This window comes from Sphingobium cupriresistens LL01 (assembly GCF_001046645.1).
Lineage (GTDB): Bacteria > Pseudomonadota > Alphaproteobacteria > Sphingomonadales > Sphingomonadaceae > Sphingobium > Sphingobium cupriresistens.
In genome coordinates this window covers 390,060-407,778 of record NZ_KQ130435.1, presented here as the reverse complement: position 1 = coordinate 407,778, position 17,719 = coordinate 390,060, and the positions used below count along the sequence as shown (strand labels likewise).

General features: G+C 65.9%; 20 protein-coding genes and 1 riboswitch. Of the genes, 4 read left to right on the top strand and 16 right to left on the bottom strand.

The window, feature by feature from the left end; genetic code table 11:
- Positions 1–2 precede the first annotated feature (2 nt).
- The 4 genes from V473_RS15040 to V473_RS15025 form a co-directional block, all read right to left on the bottom strand.
- Positions 3–1,448, bottom strand: a complete 1,446-nt coding sequence (locus tag V473_RS15040) for an NAD(P)-dependent oxidoreductase (protein ID WP_066606600.1) — start codon at positions 1,446–1,448, stop codon at positions 3–5.
- 164 nt (positions 1,449–1,612) lie between these two features.
- A complete protein-coding gene (locus V473_RS15035) occupies positions 1,613–2,422 on the bottom strand; it encodes an undecaprenyl-diphosphate phosphatase (protein ID WP_066606598.1) in 810 nt (269 codons plus the stop codon).
- A gap of 58 nt (positions 2,423–2,480) precedes the next feature.
- Positions 2,481–3,407, bottom strand: coding sequence for a complex I NDUFA9 subunit family protein (locus V473_RS15030; protein WP_066606596.1), 927 nt, complete (start codon positions 3,405–3,407; stop codon positions 2,481–2,483).
- 79 nt (positions 3,408–3,486) lie between these two features.
- Complete coding sequence (locus tag V473_RS15025) at positions 3,487–4,065, bottom strand: TMEM165/GDT1 family protein (protein WP_066606593.1); 579 nt, start codon at positions 4,063–4,065, stop codon at positions 3,487–3,489.
- A gap of 17 nt (positions 4,066–4,082) precedes the next feature.
- Positions 4,083–4,273, bottom strand: a riboswitch (yybP-ykoY riboswitch).
- A gap of 33 nt (positions 4,274–4,306) precedes the next feature.
- Here V473_RS15025 and V473_RS15020 point away from each other — a divergent pair.
- Both V473_RS15020 and V473_RS15015 read left to right on the top strand, forming a co-directional pair.
- Positions 4,307–4,723: a DUF1801 domain-containing protein gene (locus V473_RS15020; protein ID WP_066606589.1), complete on the top strand. Its 417-nt coding sequence runs from the start codon at positions 4,307–4,309 to the stop codon at positions 4,721–4,723.
- The gene (locus V473_RS15015) at positions 4,720–6,294 is read left to right on the top strand and encodes an amidase (RefSeq protein ID WP_066606587.1); all 1,575 of its coding nucleotides are present in this window, start codon (positions 4,720–4,722) and stop codon (positions 6,292–6,294) included. The genes V473_RS15020 and V473_RS15015 overlap by 4 nt, the downstream gene beginning before the upstream one ends.
- 100 nt (positions 6,295–6,394) lie before the next feature.
- Here the strand turns inward: V473_RS15015 and V473_RS15010 are convergent, their stop codons facing one another.
- From V473_RS15010 to V473_RS14960, 12 genes are all read right to left on the bottom strand, one after another.
- The gene (locus V473_RS15010) at positions 6,395–6,796 is read right to left on the bottom strand and encodes a hypothetical protein (protein WP_066606582.1); all 402 of its coding nucleotides are present in this window, start codon (positions 6,794–6,796) and stop codon (positions 6,395–6,397) included.
- Between the two features lie 92 nt (positions 6,797–6,888).
- The gene (locus tag V473_RS15005; RefSeq protein ID WP_066606580.1) at positions 6,889–7,437 is read right to left on the bottom strand and encodes a hypothetical protein; all 549 of its coding nucleotides are present in this window, start codon (positions 7,435–7,437) and stop codon (positions 6,889–6,891) included.
- Between the two features lie 13 nt (positions 7,438–7,450).
- The gene (locus V473_RS15000; RefSeq protein ID WP_066606578.1) at positions 7,451–8,005 is read right to left on the bottom strand and encodes a demethoxyubiquinone hydroxylase family protein; all 555 of its coding nucleotides are present in this window, start codon (positions 8,003–8,005) and stop codon (positions 7,451–7,453) included.
- Positions 8,002–8,478, bottom strand: a complete 477-nt coding sequence (locus V473_RS14995) for a disulfide bond formation protein B (protein ID WP_066606575.1) — start codon at positions 8,476–8,478, stop codon at positions 8,002–8,004. The genes V473_RS15000 and V473_RS14995 overlap by 4 nt, the downstream gene beginning before the upstream one ends.
- Before the next feature lie 146 nt (positions 8,479–8,624).
- The gene (locus V473_RS14990; RefSeq protein WP_066606572.1) at positions 8,625–9,977 is read right to left on the bottom strand and encodes a S41 family peptidase; all 1,353 of its coding nucleotides are present in this window, start codon (positions 9,975–9,977) and stop codon (positions 8,625–8,627) included.
- Positions 9,978–10,080: 103 nt separating this feature from the next.
- Positions 10,081–11,274, bottom strand: a complete 1,194-nt coding sequence (locus V473_RS14985) for a murein hydrolase activator EnvC family protein (protein WP_408021515.1) — start codon at positions 11,272–11,274, stop codon at positions 10,081–10,083.
- A 178-nt stretch (positions 11,275–11,452) separates the two neighbouring features.
- Complete coding sequence (locus tag V473_RS14980; protein ID WP_066606566.1) at positions 11,453–11,875, bottom strand: 23S rRNA (pseudouridine(1915)-N(3))-methyltransferase RlmH; 423 nt, start codon at positions 11,873–11,875, stop codon at positions 11,453–11,455.
- Positions 11,876–11,916: 41 nt separating this feature from the next.
- On the bottom strand, positions 11,917–12,234 hold the full coding sequence (gene rsfS, locus V473_RS14975; RefSeq protein ID WP_408021514.1) for a ribosome silencing factor: 318 nt from the start codon (positions 12,232–12,234) through the stop codon (positions 11,917–11,919).
- Between the two features lie 84 nt (positions 12,235–12,318).
- Positions 12,319–12,948, bottom strand: coding sequence for a nicotinate-nucleotide adenylyltransferase (locus tag V473_RS14970; RefSeq protein ID WP_066607450.1), 630 nt, complete (start codon positions 12,946–12,948; stop codon positions 12,319–12,321).
- A gap of 58 nt (positions 12,949–13,006) precedes the next feature.
- Entirely contained in the window at positions 13,007–13,180 is a 174-nt protein-coding gene (locus V473_RS24140) for a hypothetical protein (protein WP_165363623.1), read from the bottom strand.
- 78 nt (positions 13,181–13,258) lie between these two features.
- A complete protein-coding gene (gene rmuC, locus V473_RS14965; protein ID WP_066606561.1) occupies positions 13,259–14,737 on the bottom strand; it encodes a DNA recombination protein RmuC in 1,479 nt (492 codons plus the stop codon).
- Positions 14,738–14,865: 128 nt separating this feature from the next.
- A complete protein-coding gene (locus V473_RS14960) occupies positions 14,866–15,849 on the bottom strand; it encodes a GlxA family transcriptional regulator (protein WP_066606555.1) in 984 nt (327 codons plus the stop codon).
- Between the two features lie 129 nt (positions 15,850–15,978).
- Here V473_RS14960 and V473_RS14955 point away from each other — a divergent pair, with 129 nt between their 5' ends.
- Both V473_RS14955 and V473_RS14950 read left to right on the top strand, forming a co-directional pair.
- Positions 15,979–16,809, top strand: coding sequence for an alpha/beta fold hydrolase (locus V473_RS14955; RefSeq protein ID WP_066606552.1), 831 nt, complete (start codon positions 15,979–15,981; stop codon positions 16,807–16,809).
- Positions 16,810–16,894: 85 nt separating this feature from the next.
- Positions 16,895–17,671 carry an SDR family NAD(P)-dependent oxidoreductase gene (locus tag V473_RS14950; protein WP_066606550.1) on the top strand — a complete coding sequence of 259 codons (777 nt, stop codon included), beginning with the start codon at positions 16,895–16,897 and terminating at the stop codon, positions 17,669–17,671.
- Positions 17,672–17,719 lie beyond the last annotated feature (48 nt).

Below are 17,719 nucleotides of genomic sequence, written 5' to 3'. Positions count from 1 at the left end.
GCTTACGCCGCGACCCTTTCGCCCGTCTTCGCCTTGGCCTTTAGATATTTGTGCATATGCTCGATCACGTCGCGGCCGTCGCGGATCGCCCAGACGACCAGCGATGCGCCGCGCACGATGTCGCCTGCGGCGAACACGCCGTCCACGCTGGTCATCATCGTCTTGTGATCGACGCGAAGCGTGCCCCAGCGGGTGACCGACAGGTCGTCGGCGCCGAACAGCCTGGGCAGTTCTTCAGGGTCGTAGCCCAGCGCCTTGATGACGAGATCGGCTTCCAGCGTATGTTCGCTGCCCGGATCGGCTTCCGGCGCACGACGACCGGAGGCGTCGGGCTGGCCGAGACGCATCTTGGTGACCTTGACGCCGGTGACATGCTCCGTGCCTTCAAAGGCGATCGGGGCGGTCAGCCAGACAAATTCGACCCCTTCTTCTTCCGCATTGGCGACTTCGCGCTGCGATCCGGGCATATTTTCCCGGTCGCGGCGATAGAGGCACTTTACCGACTTAGCGCCCTGGCGGATGGCGGTGCGGACGCAGTCCATCGCGGTGTCGCCGCCGCCGATGACGACGACATTCTTGCCGGTCGCCAGCAGCGACCCGTCGTCATGTTCCGGCACCGCATCGCCGAAGCCCGCCTTGTTGGAGGCGGTGAGATAGTCGAGCGCCTTCACCACGCCCGCGGCGCCGACGCCCGGCGCCTTGATGTCGCGCGGCTTATAGACGCCCGTCGCGATCAGGATCGCGTCATGCTTGGCGCGCAGGCCTTCCAGCGTCGCATCGCGGCCGATCTCGAAATTCTCATGGAAGACGATGCCGCCATCCTTGAGGCGCTGGACGCGGCGCATGACCACGTCTTTCTCCAGCTTGAAGCCGGGGATGCCATAGGTCAGCAGGCCGCCGGCGCGGTCGTGTCGGTCATAGACATGGACCTCATAGCCCGCCACGCGCAGATATTCCGCCGTCGTCAGGCCCGCAGGGCCGGCGCCGATGACGCCGACCGACTGGCCGCGCGCCGCGCCGGGGACCAGAGGTTCGACCCAGCCTTCCTTCCAGGCGGTGTCGGTGATGTATTTTTCGACGCTGCCGATGGTGACGGCGCCGTGGCCGGAAAATTCGATGACGCAATTGCCTTCGCACAGGCGGTCCTGCGGGCAGATGCGGCCACAGATTTCCGGCATGGTGCTGGTCAGGTTCGACAGCTCATAAGCCTCGCGCAACCGGCCCTCGGCGGTCAGGCGCAGCCAGTCGGGGATATGATTGTGCAGCGGGCAATGGGTCGAGCAATAGGGGACGCCGCATTGCGAGCAGCGCGACGCCTGTTCCTCCGCCTTATCGAGAATGAAGCTGCGGCTGATTTCCAGAAAATCGTCGGCGCGGTCGTCCGCCGCGCGCTTTTCCGGGTAGGATTGCGCCTTACCCACAAATTTCAGCATCGGATTGTCAGCCATGGATCGCCTCTGAATCTGTTTCAGCAGCGCGTATAGCGGAAAAACCCGCGCAGTCACGTGGATTCTGCCAGTTAGGTCAGCATGACTTACTAATTAAATGGGATTTTACCGCTTAGTTGCGAATTGATCGCAAAAACAAGCGTAATATAAGGACCGTTTCGGACCTACCTCATGCCGAGCCAGATCAGCGCGGCGCAGCCGGCGACGATTCGATACCAGGCAAAAGGGGTGAAGCCATGTTTGGACACCAGCCCGACGAACCATTTGATGACCAGAAGGGCGACGAAGAAGGAGACGATGAAGCCGAGCGCGATACTGTCCCAGCCCACCGTCGCGCTGGTGATCTGGTCGCCCTTCTTCAGCAGTTCCAGGGTCGTCGCGCCCAACATGGTCGGTATCGCCAGGAAGAAGCTGAACTCCGCCGCGGTGCGCCGCTCGACGCCCAGCGTCAGCGCGCCCATGATCGTGGCGCCCGACCGGCTGACGCCGGGAATCATCGATATGCACTGGATCAGGCCCACGCCCAGCGCGCGGATGGCGGGAATGTCGGCGATGCCGTGAAACCGCTGCTCCTTCACCATGCGTTCGATGAGCAGGATCGCCACGCCGCCCACGATCAGCGCCCAGGCGACGACCTTGGGCGCGCCCAGCAGCATCTCGACATAATCGTGCAGCGCCAGGCCGACGATGGCGGCGGGCATGAAGGCGAGCAGGAGGTTGCGCAGGAACCGCCAACTCACCGGCTCGCGTCGCAGCAGCCCCATGCCCACTGCCCAGAAGGTGCGCCAGTAGAGCACCACCACCGCCAGGATCGCGCCGAGCTGGATCACGACGTTGAACATCGCCCAGGTCGCCGAATCATAGCCCAACAATTCGCTCGCCAGGATAAGGTGGCCGGTCGAGGATACCGGCAGGAACTCGGTCAGCCCCTCCACGATGCCCAGCAGGATGACGGTGAGGTAATGCAGGTCCATGGATGGGCTAGCCTTTTGGCGCAGCATACTCCCGCCTGCGCGGGAGCACGAGGATATGTCAGGCGCGCGCGCGGCCGGCGAAACGGCCGTGGCGGCGATAGCGGACCATCCATTTGTCGGCGACCGCGCCCAGCGGGGTGGGGGCCACGCCGAGCGCTTCCAGCCCTTCCGAGCCGGCCGCCACGACATTGTCGCGGCCCAGCATGGCGAGTTGGTCGCGGCTGATCGGTCCGCCCGGCAGCATCGCCAACAGCGAAGCGACGCCCCGCGGCACATCGATCAACGGCTTGTCGCGGCCGATCGCCTTGGCGATCCAGGCGTTGATTTCTTTCATACTCATCACCTGCGGGCCGGCGACTTCATAGGTCTTGCCGCCATGCACGCCGGGCTGCGCCGCTGCATGGGCGATCGCGTCGGCGACGTCGCCGACATAGACCGGCTGGAATTTGGTCGCAGGCGCAATCACCGGAACGACCGGGAACAGGCTGATGATGTCGGCGAAGCGGTTGAGAAACTGGTCCTCCGGCCCGAAGATGATCGACGGGCGAATGACGGTCGCGGTGGGGAAGGCGGCCTTGACCGCGGTCTCGCCCGCCGCCTTCGACCGGCCATAGGCCGACGGGCTTTCGGCGTCCGCACCGATCGCCGAGACATGGACCAGCGCCCGCACGCCCGCCGCGCCGGCGGCTTTCGCCACATTGGCCGCGCCGACGTGGTGAAAAGCGTCGAAATCGCCCGCCAATATGCCGACCAGATTGACGACGACGTCGCTGCCATGGATGGCGCGGGCTACGCTGTCGGGCTTGCGGATGTCCGCGGCGACGAACTGGGTCTGGCCCAGATTGCCCAGCGTCTTGACCTTCATCGCGGTGGCCAGGTCGCGCTGGGCTATCCGCACCCGCGCGCCCTGCGCCATCAGCGCCTGGGCGACCTGCCGGCCCAGAAAGCCGCCGCCGCCGAACACCGTAACCAGACTGTCCTTCATCACGCGCGTCCCATGTCCAAATTTAAGGGAATGACTCCGCCAACCCCTTGCAACAGCCGCCGCGCGCTGACAACCGCCTTTAGCCGAACCAGCCTTGCAGATCGGCCAGCATCCACAGGCCCAGACCCAGGAACAGCAACGCCGCGCCGATCTGCAACGCGCGCATCGGCACCTTCTTGGCCAGCGCCTCGCCGAACAGGACGGCCGGCACATTGGCGACCATCATGCCCAACGTCGTGCCCATGGTGACGGCGACCAGATTGTCGAACCGCGCGCCCAGCGCCACGGTCGCAACCTGCGTCTTGTCGCCCATCTCGACCAGAAAGAAGGCGACCAGCGTCGTCACGAACACGCCTGCCTTGGTCGGGGCTTTCAGCGGCGCATCCTCGTCGAACGTGTCGGGGATCAGCGTCCAGGCGGCCATGGCGATGAAGGAAGCGGCGACGGCGTAGCGAAACCAGTCCTGCGTCAGAACGCCTGCGATCGAATGGCCGACCAGCGCGGCGAGGAAATGATTGGCGACCGTGGCCGCGAAAATGCCCAGGATGATCGGCACCGGCTTGCGAAAGCGGGTGGCGAGCAGCATGGCCAGCAACTGCGTCTTGTCGCCCATTTCGGCGAGCGCGACGAGCGCGGCGGAAGTGAAGAGAGCTTCCATCGTGAATTTCCGGGGCCGGGCGGAAGTGAAACAGACGCAATGCCACCGTCGCCTCCCGCCCGGCCGGACAGATAAGCGCCGATGCCATTGGTCTCGCCCGATGCGGCTTTTCGCCGCCTCCCATACGCCACGACCTCTCGGCCGAATATGTTGACGCATGGCCCGTTCCTGACACGGAACGGCTGGCTACTCCCCAGATGACGCGCTAGCCTCTAGGCGAGCGGCGCGGGGAAGGCAAGCCATGGCGAAGGACGCGAACAAGACGGTCGAAACGGCGGGGGATGTGGAGGCGTTTCTGGCGGCGGTGGAGCCGGAAGAGCGGCGCGAGGACGTTCGCCGGATCGCCGCGCTGATGGCGGCGCTTTCAGGCGAAGTGGCGCGCATGTGGGGGCCGAGCATCATCGGCTTTGGCCGCTATCGCTATCGCTATGACAGCGGGCGCGAGGGCGAGAGCTGCCGCATCGGCTTTGCGCCGCGCAAGGCGGAGCTGGTTTTCTATCTGGCCGGGCTGGCGGACATGGATTTCGCCACTTTGGGCACGCATCGGCGCGGCAAGGGCTGCCTCTATGTGAAACGCCTGTCCGGCATCGACATGGCGGTATTGGAGGCGCTGATCGTCAAGAGCCTTGCCCATATGGACGAGGTCTATCCGCGATGAAGAGGCTGCTGCCCATCCTGGCCCTGCTGCTGGCCGCATCGCCCGCGCGGGCGCAGATCGAGCAGGCGACGGTCGCGTCGCTCTCCGCCGATCTGGCGGCCGGCCGCATTACCAGTCAGAAGGCGGTGCGCGCCTATCTGCAACGCATCGCGGCGCTGGACCGCAAGGGGCCGCGCCTCAACAGCATCATCAGTCTCAATCCCCATGCGATGCAGGAAGCGCGGGTGCTGGATGCCGAGCGCCGCGCGGGCAAGCTGCGCGGCCCCCTTCATGGCGTGCCGATCCTGCTCAAGGACAATATCGAGGCGGCGGGGATGCCGACCACCGCCGGCTCGCTGGCGCTGGCCCGCAACGATTCGGGTCGGGATTCGTCGGTCGCCGCGGCGCTCAAGGCCAAGGGCGCGATCATCCTGGGCAAGACGAACCTGTCCGAATGGGCCAATTTCCGGTCGGAACGGTCGATGAGCGGATGGAGCGCGATCGGCGGCCTTACCCGCAATCCCTATGCGCTGGACCGCACGACCTGTGGATCGTCGAGCGGATCGGGCGCGGCGGTTGCCGCCGGTTTTGCGCCCGCCGCAATCGGCAGCGAAACCAACGGATCAATCATCTGCCCGGCATCCATGATGGGGCTGGTGGGATTGAAGCCGACGGTCGGCCTGATACCCCGCACCCATATCGTGCCGATCAGCCACAGCCAGGATACCGCCGGTCCGATGGCGCGCAGCGTGCGCGACGTCGCCATCCTGCTGTCTGCGCTGATCGCCAGCGATCCCGCCGACCCGGCCACCGCCGACGCCATGGCCCATGCCAGGGATTATGCCGCCGCGCTTGACCCGACACACATCAAAGGCGCGCGCATCGGCGTGCTGCGCGGCGGCGCGCAGCCGGAACTGCTGGCGCGCTATGAAGCGGCGCTGGCGCTGCTCAAGGGGCTGGGCGCGACGTTGGTGGAGGTAAAGAAGCCGGCGATGGAGGGCATGTCGGCGGCCAGCTACGACGTGCTGCAATATGAATTCAAGGCGGATGTGAACGCCTATCTGGCCTCCACCCGGCCCGATCAGGTGGAGAGCCGGACGCTCGCCGACCTCATAGTGTTTGATGATGCCAACAAAACGTCGGAGTTGCCGCTGTTCGGGCAGGAGATATTCGTCCTGTCGCAGGCGAAGGGCGGGCTGGACGACCCGGCCTACAAGGCGGCGCGCGAAACGTCGTTGCGGCTCGCGGGCAAAGAGGGGATCGACGCGATGCTTGCCGACAACCGCGTCGATCTGTTGGTGACGATCAGCTATGGCCCGGCCTGGCCGTCCGACACGGTGTGGGGCGATCAATATGAGGGGCCAGGCGGCTCCGCCGGCCCGGCGGCGATTGCGGGCTATCCGCATCTGACCGTGCCAATGGGGCTGGTGCGCGGCCTGCCGGTTGGATTGAGTTTCATTGGCGCAGCCTATGCCGAGCAAAGGCTGCTCGATGCGGGCTATGCCTATGAACAGGCGGCGGGGATCAGCAGCAAGCCGGATTTCCGGGCGACCGTGGACAGCGGAACGGAACTGGAGGGGCGTCGGCCCTAAAATTCATCCGGTATAGCAAGAGGCGTGTTCCCGCGCAGGCGGCAATCCAGTCCGCCGTTTGGATCAAGGTTCCCGCCTGCGCGGGAAAACGCAGCGTATTTCACGGCTCGCCGGCGCTTTCCTGCATCCGCCGTTCGGCGAACCATTGTTGCAGCATCTGGGCGGTGCAGCCGGTGAAGCCGTTGCTGCCGATGGCGTTGCAGCTGTTGGGCAGCGTCTGCCGCTGGGTCTGCTCCATCGTCGCCACCTGGCTGCCCCAGCCCGGACCGCCCGATACGGCGGGCTTTTCCCGCAGCTTCTTGGGGATGCGATAGCGTTCGGCCTCCGGCTTGCGGGCGCAGACGACGATATCGTCGCCCTGGCTTTGCGGGCAGGGATCATCGCCATAGACCAGCAGGTTGATGATCCGTTCGGGCGGCGGCTCCGCCTGCGCCAGCGCGGAAGAGGGCAGCAGCGGGAGCAGCAAAAAGCCGACCAGGGGAAGCACGACGCGAGGCCGCATAAGATAAATCCTTTTACCACCCCTGTCAGATGCCGGGCGTGCCCAATGCCCGGCGGTTCGTGGATCAGGACGGCATGAACGCCCCAAAACCGTCAGCGTTGCGGTGCGGCGGGAGCCGGTTGGGGCTGCTGCGCCGCCTTTTCCTCCGCCTTCACCCGCGCTTCGATCGCGTCGCTGTCGGCATCGATGGTCGACAGGCGCTTGGCGCGTTCGGCCGCGACCAGATCCTTCCAACTGGCATTGTCGAGCGCCTGCCGTTCCGCCTTGGCGAGGCGGGACAGTTGCGCGAAGCAGCCGGTCGCGCCGCCGCCGCCGACCGGCGAGCAGCTTTCAGTGCCTTGCCGACCGACATATTCCATCGAGCGGACCCGTTCGCCCCACGCCTGCTTGCTGGGCATATTGGGATCGCCCCGCAGCGGTTCGGGGATGCGATAGCGTTCCTCCTCGCCCTTGCGCGCGCACACGACGATGTCGTCGCCCTGGCTCTGCGGGCAGGCGTCTTCGCCATAGACGATGACGATATTGACCTTTTCCGACGCGGGGTCGGTCACGGCCGTCGGCGCTGTCGCCGGTTGAGCCAGCGCAGGGACGGACGCGCCCAGCATCAGCGCGAAGGCTGCGATCATTCGGGTCTTGCTCATATATCCGTCCTTATCAGAGGCGCTTGGAAAGCGCGATGGCGGCCCGGCATCCCAAACGAATGGCGCCCGACAAAAGGGGGTAGGCGGGTGCTTGTTCGGCGCCATGCGCGAGCGCCGCGTCGCGATGCTCGACCTCCTCCGCCTGGAAATCCGCAATGGCGGTGGAGAGTTCCGGATCGCTGTCGCCCAATTGCGCCAACTGTTCGGCATAATGGCGGTCGATTTCGGTTTCGATCGCCGCGGTGCAGGCCATCGCGGCCTTTGGTCCCATCGCCGCGGTCACCGCGCCCAGCGCGAAGCCGGCCGCGCTCCAGATCGGCGCGAGCGCCGTCGGGCGGACGCCGCGCCGGGCGATCATCGCGTCGAAGGCGGCGCGATGCCGTTCCTCCTGCGCCGCCATGCCGGCGATCAGCCGGCCATAGGGATGGCGATCACCCATCACTGCCAGTTGCCCGGCATAGATGCGCACCGCGCCGAACTCGCCAGCCTGATCGACCCGCACCATGGCGGCGCGATCGGAATCGGACAGGCTCCTGCCGGGGCGTGGAAAATCCTTGGGCGCGGTCATGCTTTTCTCGCTTTAAGCAACAGCGCCAAGATGGCGAGCGCGGCGGCCCCGGACAAGAGGCCGTTATAGCCGGCGAGCGAAATGCCGAGGAGATCCCAGGGCGCGACGTCGCAGCGGACGATCGGGGTCGCCCAAATCTGGTTGAGCAGGTCCGCCCCGCCGGCCGGGGTGGTGGAGCAGGTGGTCAACCCTTCCCACCAGCCATATTCGACCCCGGCATGGAACAGGCCGATCAGCCCGCTAATGCCGATGGCGAGGCCGGCCAGCCCCGCGAACAGCGCGCTGACGCAGGCGCGGCTGCGCAGCGCATAGGCGATCAGCGCCAGCGGGATGGCGGCCATATGCGGGTAACGCTGCCACCAGCACATCTCACAGGGGTGCAGGCCGCCAATATATTGGGAGGCATAGGCCCCGCCCAATAACAGGACCGGGGTCAGCAGGGCGATGGTGCGGGCAAGCGGGATGCTCTTCATAACGCCCGCTTAAAGCCTTGGCTTGCTTTCGTCATGCTGAACTTGATGGTCTGGACGCATCATGGCGTGTTCCCGCGCAGGCGGGCATCCAGTTCGGACGGTGGGACTGGGTTTCCGCCTGCGCGGGAACACGCTGTTGATAGCCGTTATTTCGCCCCCGGCTTGCGCGCGGCGACCTGCGCCTGGGCGATGGTCGCGCCGGGCGTGCTGGCGAGGCGCGCGATCGTCTTGAGCGCATAGTCGAGCTGGAAATCCTCGATGCCCTTCTTCTTCAGCTCCTCGGCCGACAAAGCGAAGCGCGGATCGTCCTTCGTGTCCTCCTCCAGCGCCTTGTCGTCGGTCTTGATCTCGTTGATCAGATGACGGCGCAGGTCGCTCTCGCGGAATTTCGGACGATTTTTGTAATCGGGATCGGATAGCTGCGGCACGCGGATGTCGGGCTGGATGCCGCCTTCCTGCACGCTGCGGCCCGACGGCGTATAATAGCGCGCGGTCGTGAGCTTCAGCGCCGTGGTGTTCGACAGCGGCAACATGGTCTGGACGCTGCCCTTGCCGAAGCTGCGTTCGCCCATCACCAGCGCGCGATGCTGGTCCTGCAACGCGCCGGCCACGATTTCGGAAGCCGAGGCGGACCCCGCATCGACCAGCACGATCACCGGCAGACCCTTCGCATCGTCGCCGGGCTTGGCATAATAGCGTTCGACATCGCCCTTCGCCCGGCCGCGTTGCGACACGATCTCGCCGCGCTCCAGGAAGGCGTCGCTGACCGTCACCGCTTCGTCCAGAAGGCCGCCGGGGTTGGAGCGCAGGTCGAGGACATAGCCGGTGGGCTTGTGACCCAGCGACTTGTCGATGCTGCGGATCGCGGACCGCACGTCCGCCCCGGTATTGGCCGAGAAGCTGACGATGTTGATGACGCCGATATTGTTCTTCACCTCCCATTTCACGGGCTTCAACTGAATGATTTCGCGCGTGAGGGTCAGTTCGATCGGCTTGTCGCGGCCCGCCCGCACGATCGTCAGCTTGAGCGCCGTGCCGGGTGCGCCGCGCATCTTGTCGACCGCCTCGTCCAGCGTGCCGCCATAGATGAGCTGCCCGTCGATATGGGTGATATAGTCGCCCGCCTTGATTCCCGCGCGCCAGGCCGGGGTATCCTGCGTCGGCGCGATCACCTTGACCGCGCCATCCTCCTGCGTGACCGAGAGGCCGAGGCCACCATAGCTGCCCTCGGTCTGGGTGCGCAGATTCTGGAAATCGCGCGCGTCGAGGAAATTGCTATGCGGATCGAGGCTGGCGAGCATCCCGTCTATCGCGCCCTTGATCAGCTTTTCGTCATCGACCTTTTCGACATAGTCGCTGCGGACCTTCTGGAACACGTCCATAAATTCGTCGAGCGCCTTGTAGCTCGACGCCTCCCCGTCGGCGAGGGCTGCGGTGGTGGCAGGGATGAGCGCAAGCGCCCCAAGCGCGACGGCGCCCTGGAGGAAGGTGGATTTCATGGCTGTCCTAGATTCCGGCATCTGATCCCCGATATAGGCCGATTCGCGTGCCAACGCAAAAGCGCGCTTCGATGAATGTCGCGCAGGGTCGATGAGCGTCGGGTTAACCGAGCCCCACCAGCGGCACGATATCGACCGGGCGGCCGTTGCGGCGCAGTTCGATGGTGATGTTGGGGCGTTCCGCGCCGGTGATGCCGACCGGGTCGCCCTGGCGCACGCTATCGCCGACCTGGGCGGTGACGCGGTGCAGGCCGGTGATGAGCGTGGTCCAGCCTTGGCCGTGGTCGATGATGAGGATCTGGCCATAGTCGCGATAGGGGCCGGCGAAGGCGACGCGGCCGGCGGTGGGGGCGATCGCCTGGGCGTCCGGTTGCGTGACCAGGGTCAGGCCGCGCGAGCGGACGCCGCCGTCATTGACTTCGCCCATGCCGGTGACGAGCTGGCCGATCACCGGCAGGCGATAGGGGGGCGGGCCGCCGACCGAGGCGGTACGTTCGGGCGCGGCGGCGCCGGCCTGGTCGGGGCGGGCGGGACGCAGCAGCGGGCCGGACAGCGCGGCCAGCCGATCGCGCAGGTCGCCCGCGTCCTCCAGCCGGTCCATCAGATCGACAATGTCGCGCGCCCGTTCGCCCAGCGCCAGCGCCCGTTCGCCTTCCATGCCCGCATTGGCGCCATAGTCGCGGGCGGCGACCCGCTTTTGCGCTTCGAGCGCAGCCAATGCTGTCTGGCGGTCCTTGCGGTCGGCCTGCGCCTTGCCCAGCGCGTCGGCGGCCTGCCCTGCGGTGGCGCGCAGGGCGCGGCTCTTGTCCAGTTCCAGGCGCAGGCCGGCGGTGCGTTGTTCGATCACCGGCAGCACCTGCCCCAGCACTGCGCGCATATGGACCGCGTCGCCGACCGATCCGGGCTGGACCAGCGCCAGCGCCAACGGACGGCGCGCCATCATTTGCAGCGCGGCGGTGAGGCGGACGACCGGCTCCTGCTTGGCCGCAAGGCGGCTGGCCTGGGCGCGCTGCATCCGGTTGATGATGGCGATGCGGGCCTGTGCGGCCTGGATGTCGGCTTCGGCCTGCTGGATGCGGGCGGCGACCGCGGCGGCGCGGCGGCGCGCCTGTTCGGCTTCGTCGCGGGCGAGGCTGGCCTGCTGTTCCAGCCGGGCGGAACGGTCGCGCGCCTCGTCCGACTGGCGGCGGGCGGCTTTGAGCGCCTGCTGTTCCTGCGCCAACGTGGTGCCGGCGGTGCCGGACAGGATGATCGCGCTGTCGTTGGCGGCGAGCAGGCGCGTGGCGGCCAGGGCCATCAGGCCCGCCACTGTGCTTGCGATGAGGAGGTTGCGCTTCACCCGTTATCCCGACCCTTGTCGTCTCTGACTAGGCGGAAATCCGTCCGGGTTCTAGCGGCGAACGACCTTCTCCGCTCTTTCTTTTGTTGGTCGCATTCTGCGAGGCGTCGGCTGCGCCAGCCGACTTCAGAATGCTTCAGCCTTCGCGGTGATAGGGGTGGTTGGCAAGGATGGAACAGGCGCGCCAGAGCTGTTCCGCCAGCATCGCGCGGGCCATCATATGCGGCCAGGTCATCGCGCCAAAGGCGATCAGCAGGTCCGCATTGTCCCGGTCGGCATCATCGAAGCCGTCCGCCGCGCCGATCAGGAAGCGACATTCGCGGGTGCCCGTGTCACGCCAGCCCTCGATCCGTCGGGCGAAGTCCATGGAGGAGAGCTGCTTGCCCTTTTCGTCCAGCATGACCGTGACGGTGCCGGGCGCGACCGGGGGCAGCTTGCCGCCCCGATCCGGCATTTCGGTGATCTTGTGCGGCATGGTCAGCCGCTTGACATAGCGGTCGACCAGGTCGGCTTCGGGCGAGCGCCCGATCTTGCCGCGCGCTATGATGTGGAGGAGCATGGCGCTCCTCCTAGCCGGTCATCTCGCGCCTGTCGAAGGGTTCAGGCGTTGCCCGCGACCGGCGCGTCGACGAAGCCCCACATCCGTTCCAGATTGTAGAAGCTGCGCACTTCCGGCTTGAACAGATGGACGATCACGTCGCCCGCGTCGATCAGCACCCAGTCGGCGACCGGCAGCCCTTCGACCCGTGCGGAACGGCCGGTTTCCTTCTTGATCCGTTCGGCCAGATGCTGGGCGATCGCGGCGACCTGACGCGATGAACGGCCGCTGGCGATAACCATATAATCGGCGATGCTGCTCTTGCCTTCCAGCGGGATGGAAATGGTTTCCTGGGCCTGGTCGTCGTCGAGCGATTGCATGACGAGGGCGTGCAGGGCGGCCACGGAATCGGCGGCAAAGGCCGGATCGTTGGCAGAGGCGAGGTTAGACAATGAAACTCCAATCTAGATGACGTACCGACGCGTGAGCGGATCGCGCGCACACGTTGCTTCATATTCGCGATGCCAGAGGGGGTCCGCCTGCCGCAGCAGGGTTGCCGATCTTGGATCAGGGCGAAAGCGCAATAGCACGAGCGCCGGTGGTCTCCAATTCGTCCAGTCTGCACCCTGGCGCGCGGACCGGACGAAGCGCCGCAGCCAGCTCATAGCCGCAGAGCCACGAGCGGCATCATCATAGCCCGGACGGGCGATGACAGCAATGGGCATTTGCCGGGCGATGCCGCGCCAGTCGCGCCATTGGCCAAATTGCGCCAGATTATCCGCGCCCATCAGCCAGATGAAGCGGTTTTTGGGGTAGCGGCGGGCGAGGGCGCGGAGCGTATCGATGGTGTAGCGGGTGCGTAACTGGCGCTCGATCGCGGTCGGGCGAATCGGGGCGCGGCGAGCGACGGTGCGGGCATGGGCGAGGCGGGCGGCGAGCGGGGCCATGCCCTTGGCGGGCTTTAGCGGGTTGCCGGGGGAGACGAGCCACCAGATTTCGTCCAGGTCCAGCGCTTCCCTGGCGAAGAGCGAGATGGCGCGATGGCCGCCATGGGCCGGATTGAAGGAACCGCCGAGCAGGCCGATGCGTGTCATGATCCCGCCATGCCAGCGCGGCGACAGGGCCGCAATGGGGGCGATCGGCGGATCGGCGTCAGCGGCCACCGAAAGCGGGCTTGCGCGTCCGTCGATAGGGAATCCGGTCCAGCTTCGCCATCAGGTCGGCGAAAGGTGTGTCGCGCACCATGTGATGGTCGCGCGGCGGCGGATCATCCTTCGCCTTGTCCGGGCGCCGCAGCGGGCGGCGCGTCAATAATGACTTCCACATGATAGTCTCCAAACTGCGATATTGGTCGCTTATGGAGAAGAGACGCAGGCGAGCCGGGCTTGTTCCTCCATTTGTCCGTTACGCCGCCGGCAAAGCGCGCGCTTCTTCGGTCTGCGCGTCGCGCGCCAGCACGTCGAGCGGCTCCATCGCCTCGATCTCCTTGCCGCCGGTTTCGATGTCGAGATCGCGGAACTTGCGGCCGGTCGAGAGGACGCGGCTTTCGAAGCTGCCGATGAAATTATTATAGTTGGACACGGCGCTGTTGAGGCCGGAGCCGAGGCGCTTCAAATGGGTCGCGGCGACGGCGAGGCGCTCGTACAGTTCCTTGCCGAGTTGGCCGACCTGCTGCGCCTGTTCCTGCATCTTGGCCTGGCGCCAGTGGCCCGCCAAGGTGCGGGCGAGGGGCAGGAAGGTGGCGGGGCCGCAGATGATGACGCGATTCTTGGCCGCGCGTTCCCACAGGTCCATGTCCGCTTCGAGTGCGGCGGTGACGAAATTGTCGCCGGGGACATACATGATGACGAAGTCGGGTGCCTTGTCGAATTGCTCCCAATAGGCCTTGCGCCCCAGCGCGTCGGCATGGGTGCGCATGGCGCGGGCATGGTCGAGCATATGGGCGTCGCGCAGCGCGGGATCGACCTGATCGACGGCGTTCAAATAGGCGACCAGCGAGCATTTGACGTCGATCACCATCTGCTGGTCGCCGGGCAGGTTGATGACGAAATCGGGCCGCATTCTGCCGTCCTCGACCGCGACCGACACTTCTTCCTTGAAATCGACGAAGGGGGAGAGGCCGGCGGTTTCGATGAGGTTCTTGAACTGTTGCTCGCCCCAGCGGCCGCGGGTCTTGGGCGCGGCGCGCAGCGCGTTGACCAGCTTGGCGGTTTCTTCGCGCACCTGGCCCTGACCCAGATGCACCTGCTGCACCGCCTCGCGCAGTTCGGCATAGCTGCCGACCCGGTCCTTTTCGACGCGGGCCAGCCCTTCCTCATAGCGTTTGAGCGTGGTTTCGACGGGGTTGAGCAAGGTCTTAAGCTGCGCCTCGCTCTTTTCGTTCGCCTGGGCGAAACGCTGGTCGGCGCGGGTGAGGAACTGGGTCTGGGCGGATTCGAGCAGCTTGCCGCCGATCTCGCTGAACTGGGCGGAGAGTTGCTCCTTGGCGTCCCTGAGCGCGGCGATCTGCTGTTCGAAGGCCTGGGTGCGGGCCTGGATGTCGGATTGGAGCGCGGCGAGTTCGCGCAGCGCGGCTTCGCGTTCGGCCTGGATGGACTCGATACGCTGGGCGGCGGCGGCCTGGATGGATTCGCGCTGTTGGTCGGCGACGACCTGCGCGGTTTCGAGCCGGGCGATGCGGGTTTCGGCCTGGGCGACGCGCTCCTTTTCCACCGCCAGTTCGGCGATGGCGCCGTTGCGCTGGGTGGTGGCGAGGTCGAGCCTGGCGGCGAGATCGGCTTTTTCCGCCGCCAGCGGGGCCATGGACCGGGCGCTGAGCAGCCAGCCGACCGCAAGACCAATCAGCAGGGCGACGAGAATGAAGAGGGCGGCCAGGCTGTCCATGAAATTTCCCTGATAAGAACGAAAAGGGAACTTAACGGGGAGCGACGAGCGCCGCAAGCCTGAGACAGCGAGTGCGACAATTGAATCGCCATCCGCAAATTTAGATAGTTAGCTAACTATCGAAAAATTCAGGCCGCCTGCGTGCTTGGTGCGGCGAAGCGGGCGCGATAGTCGCCGGGCGACAGGCCAACAAGGCGGTGGAATAATTTGCGGAAGGCGGCGGCGTCTTCATAGCCGACGCTCCAGGCGATCTGGTCGATCGTGCGCTTCGTAAACTCCAGATGTTCGCGCGCCTTTGCGACGCGCAGATGCTGGACATATTCGATCGGCGTCATGGCGGTCGCCGCCTTGAAACGACGCTGGAAGGTGCGTTCCTCCATACCGACCTGCGCCGCCATGTCGCCGACGCTGACGGCTTTGGCTTCCCGCGCGGCGAGCCAGTGCTGGGCCTTCAATATCGGTTCGTCGCCATGGGTCATGCGGGGCATGAAGCGGGCGAAATGCTTCTGTTCGCGCCCCGCGCTGTCGATCAGCAGGAATTTGGCGGTGTCGAGCATCACCGTCGGGCCGAGCAGGCGGTCGACCAGTCGCAGGCCAAGGTCGGTCCAGGCCATCAGGCCGCCCGCGGTGATGATGTCGCCATCGTCGATGACGATGCGGTCGCAATCCAGTTTGACGTCGGGGAAGCGCCCCCGAAATGGGTCGGCGAACCACCAGTGCGTCGTCGCCGGGCGGCCGCTGAGCAGGCCGGTCGCCGCCAGCAGGAACGCGCCGCCGCAGTTGGAGGCAAGGGTGGCGCCCGCGGCGTGGCGATCGAGCAGCCAGCGGGCGTAGGGGGCGGCTTCCTCCGCATCGGGGATGCCCGACAGGCGGCCGGGGACGAGCCAGATGTCGGGCGTGCCGGTGTGGCCTTCATGCGTGTCCTGGCTGCGGGCGAAGCCGCCGTCCACCTGCATCTGCCAATGGCTGACGCGGAGTGGCGGGCCGCCATGTTGCCGTGAAAACTGCCCGGCGATGGCGATCAGGTCGGTCATGCCATGGACCATCGCCTGCTGGCAGTCGCGATAGAGGAGGATGCCGATTTCGACCCTGGGGGTCTGGGTTGCGTCCATGGGGCAGCCTTTGTCGGAATCGGCCCGCTTAATGTCGGGACCGCCAATCCCGATCCTCCGTCATTGCCCCTAAAACTGCAAGCACAGGGCGAGACAGACGCTCTTCCAGACACAGAAGGGACTTTCATCATGCGCAATTTCGTCACCACCAGGGACGGCACCCGCCTCTTTTACAAGGATTGGGGGCCGCGCGACGGCCAGCCGATCGTCTTTTCCCATGGCTGGCCGCTGAGCGCCGACGCCTGGGACGCGCAGATGGTCTATTTCGCCGATCGGGGCTTTCGCACCATCGCCCATGACCGCCGCAGCCATGGCCGGTCGGATCAGGTGTGGGACAACAACAATATGGACCAATATGCCGACGATCTGGCCGATGTGATCGCGGCGCTGGATTTGCATGACGTGATTCTGGTCGGCCATTCGACCGGCGGCGGCGAAGTCACCCGTTATGTCGGCCGCCATGGCACGAGCCGGGTCGCCAAGCTGGCGCTGATCGGCGCGGTGCCGCCGCTGATGCTGAAGACCGAGGCCAATCCGGGCGGGCTGCCGATCGATGTGTTCGACGGTATCCGCAAGGGCACGTTCGACAATCGCAGCCAGTTCTTCAAGGATCTGACCATCCCCTTCTACGGCTACAACCGCGCAGGCGCGGTGATGTCCGAGGGCATCAGGGACGATTTCGTGCGGCAGGGGATGATGGGCGGGTTGAAGGGCCAGCTCGACAGCATCCGCGCCTTTTCCGAGAGCGATTTCCATGCGGACCTGGCCAAGGTCGATGTGCCCACGCTCGTCCTGCATGGCGATGACGACCAGATCGTGCCGATCGGCGCGTCCGCGCTCTCCACCGTGAAGATCGTTACGCAGGCGGTACTGATCGTGTATGAAGGCGCCGATCATGGACTGACGGTCACGCATCAGGATCGGTTCAATGCCGACCTGCTCGATTTCATCAACGGCTGACAATCAAGCGCCTTACCCCGGTTCGCGTGCGTGCTTCGACAGGCTCAGCACGAACGGGGAGGCTGCGAATCGAAGGAGACTTCCCATGACCAATGAAACCATCCTCATCACCGGCGCGTCGGACGGCATCGGCGCGGTCTATGCCGGTCGCTTCGCCAAGCGTGGCGCCAACCTGATCCTGGTCGCCCGGCGGGCGGACAAGCTGGAGGCGCTGGCTGTCCAACTGCGCCAGACCGGCGTGCGCGTCGAGGTGATCGCCGCCGATCTGGCCAAGGCGGATGACCTGGCCCGGATTGAGGCGCGGTTGCGCGACGACGACGCCATCACCGGCCTGATCAACAATGCTGGAATTGCGGGCGAGCAGGGCTTTGTCGAGACGGACCCGGATTACCTCTCCGGGATGATCGCCCTCAACATAGTGGCGGTGACGCGGCTGTCGCGGGCGATTGCGCCTCGGCTGGCGGCCAAGGGCGCGGGGACGCTGGTCAACATCACGTCGGTCACCGCGCTGATGCCCGACGGCTTCACCGCCGTCTATCCGGCGAGCAAGGCCTATGTCCTGGCCTTTACCGAGGCGTTGCAGGTCGAACTGGGAAGCAAGGGCGTGCAGGTGCAGGCGGTGCTGCCGGGGATCACCCGGACGGCGATCTGGACCGACGAGCAGATCGCAGGCATCCCGGCCGAGATGGTGATGGATGTCGAGGTCATGGTCGACGCCGCGCTGGCGGGACTGGACATGGGCGAGCCGATCACCATTCCGGCATTGCCGGACCGGGGCGACCTAGACGCCTATCTGGCGGCGCGGGGGGCGTTGCGGCCGGGCCTGTCGCGCAAGGATGCGGCGGCGCGGTATCGCGTCTGAGCTAAATTACTGATCCATTACCGTTCGGGCTGAGCCTGTCGAAGCCTT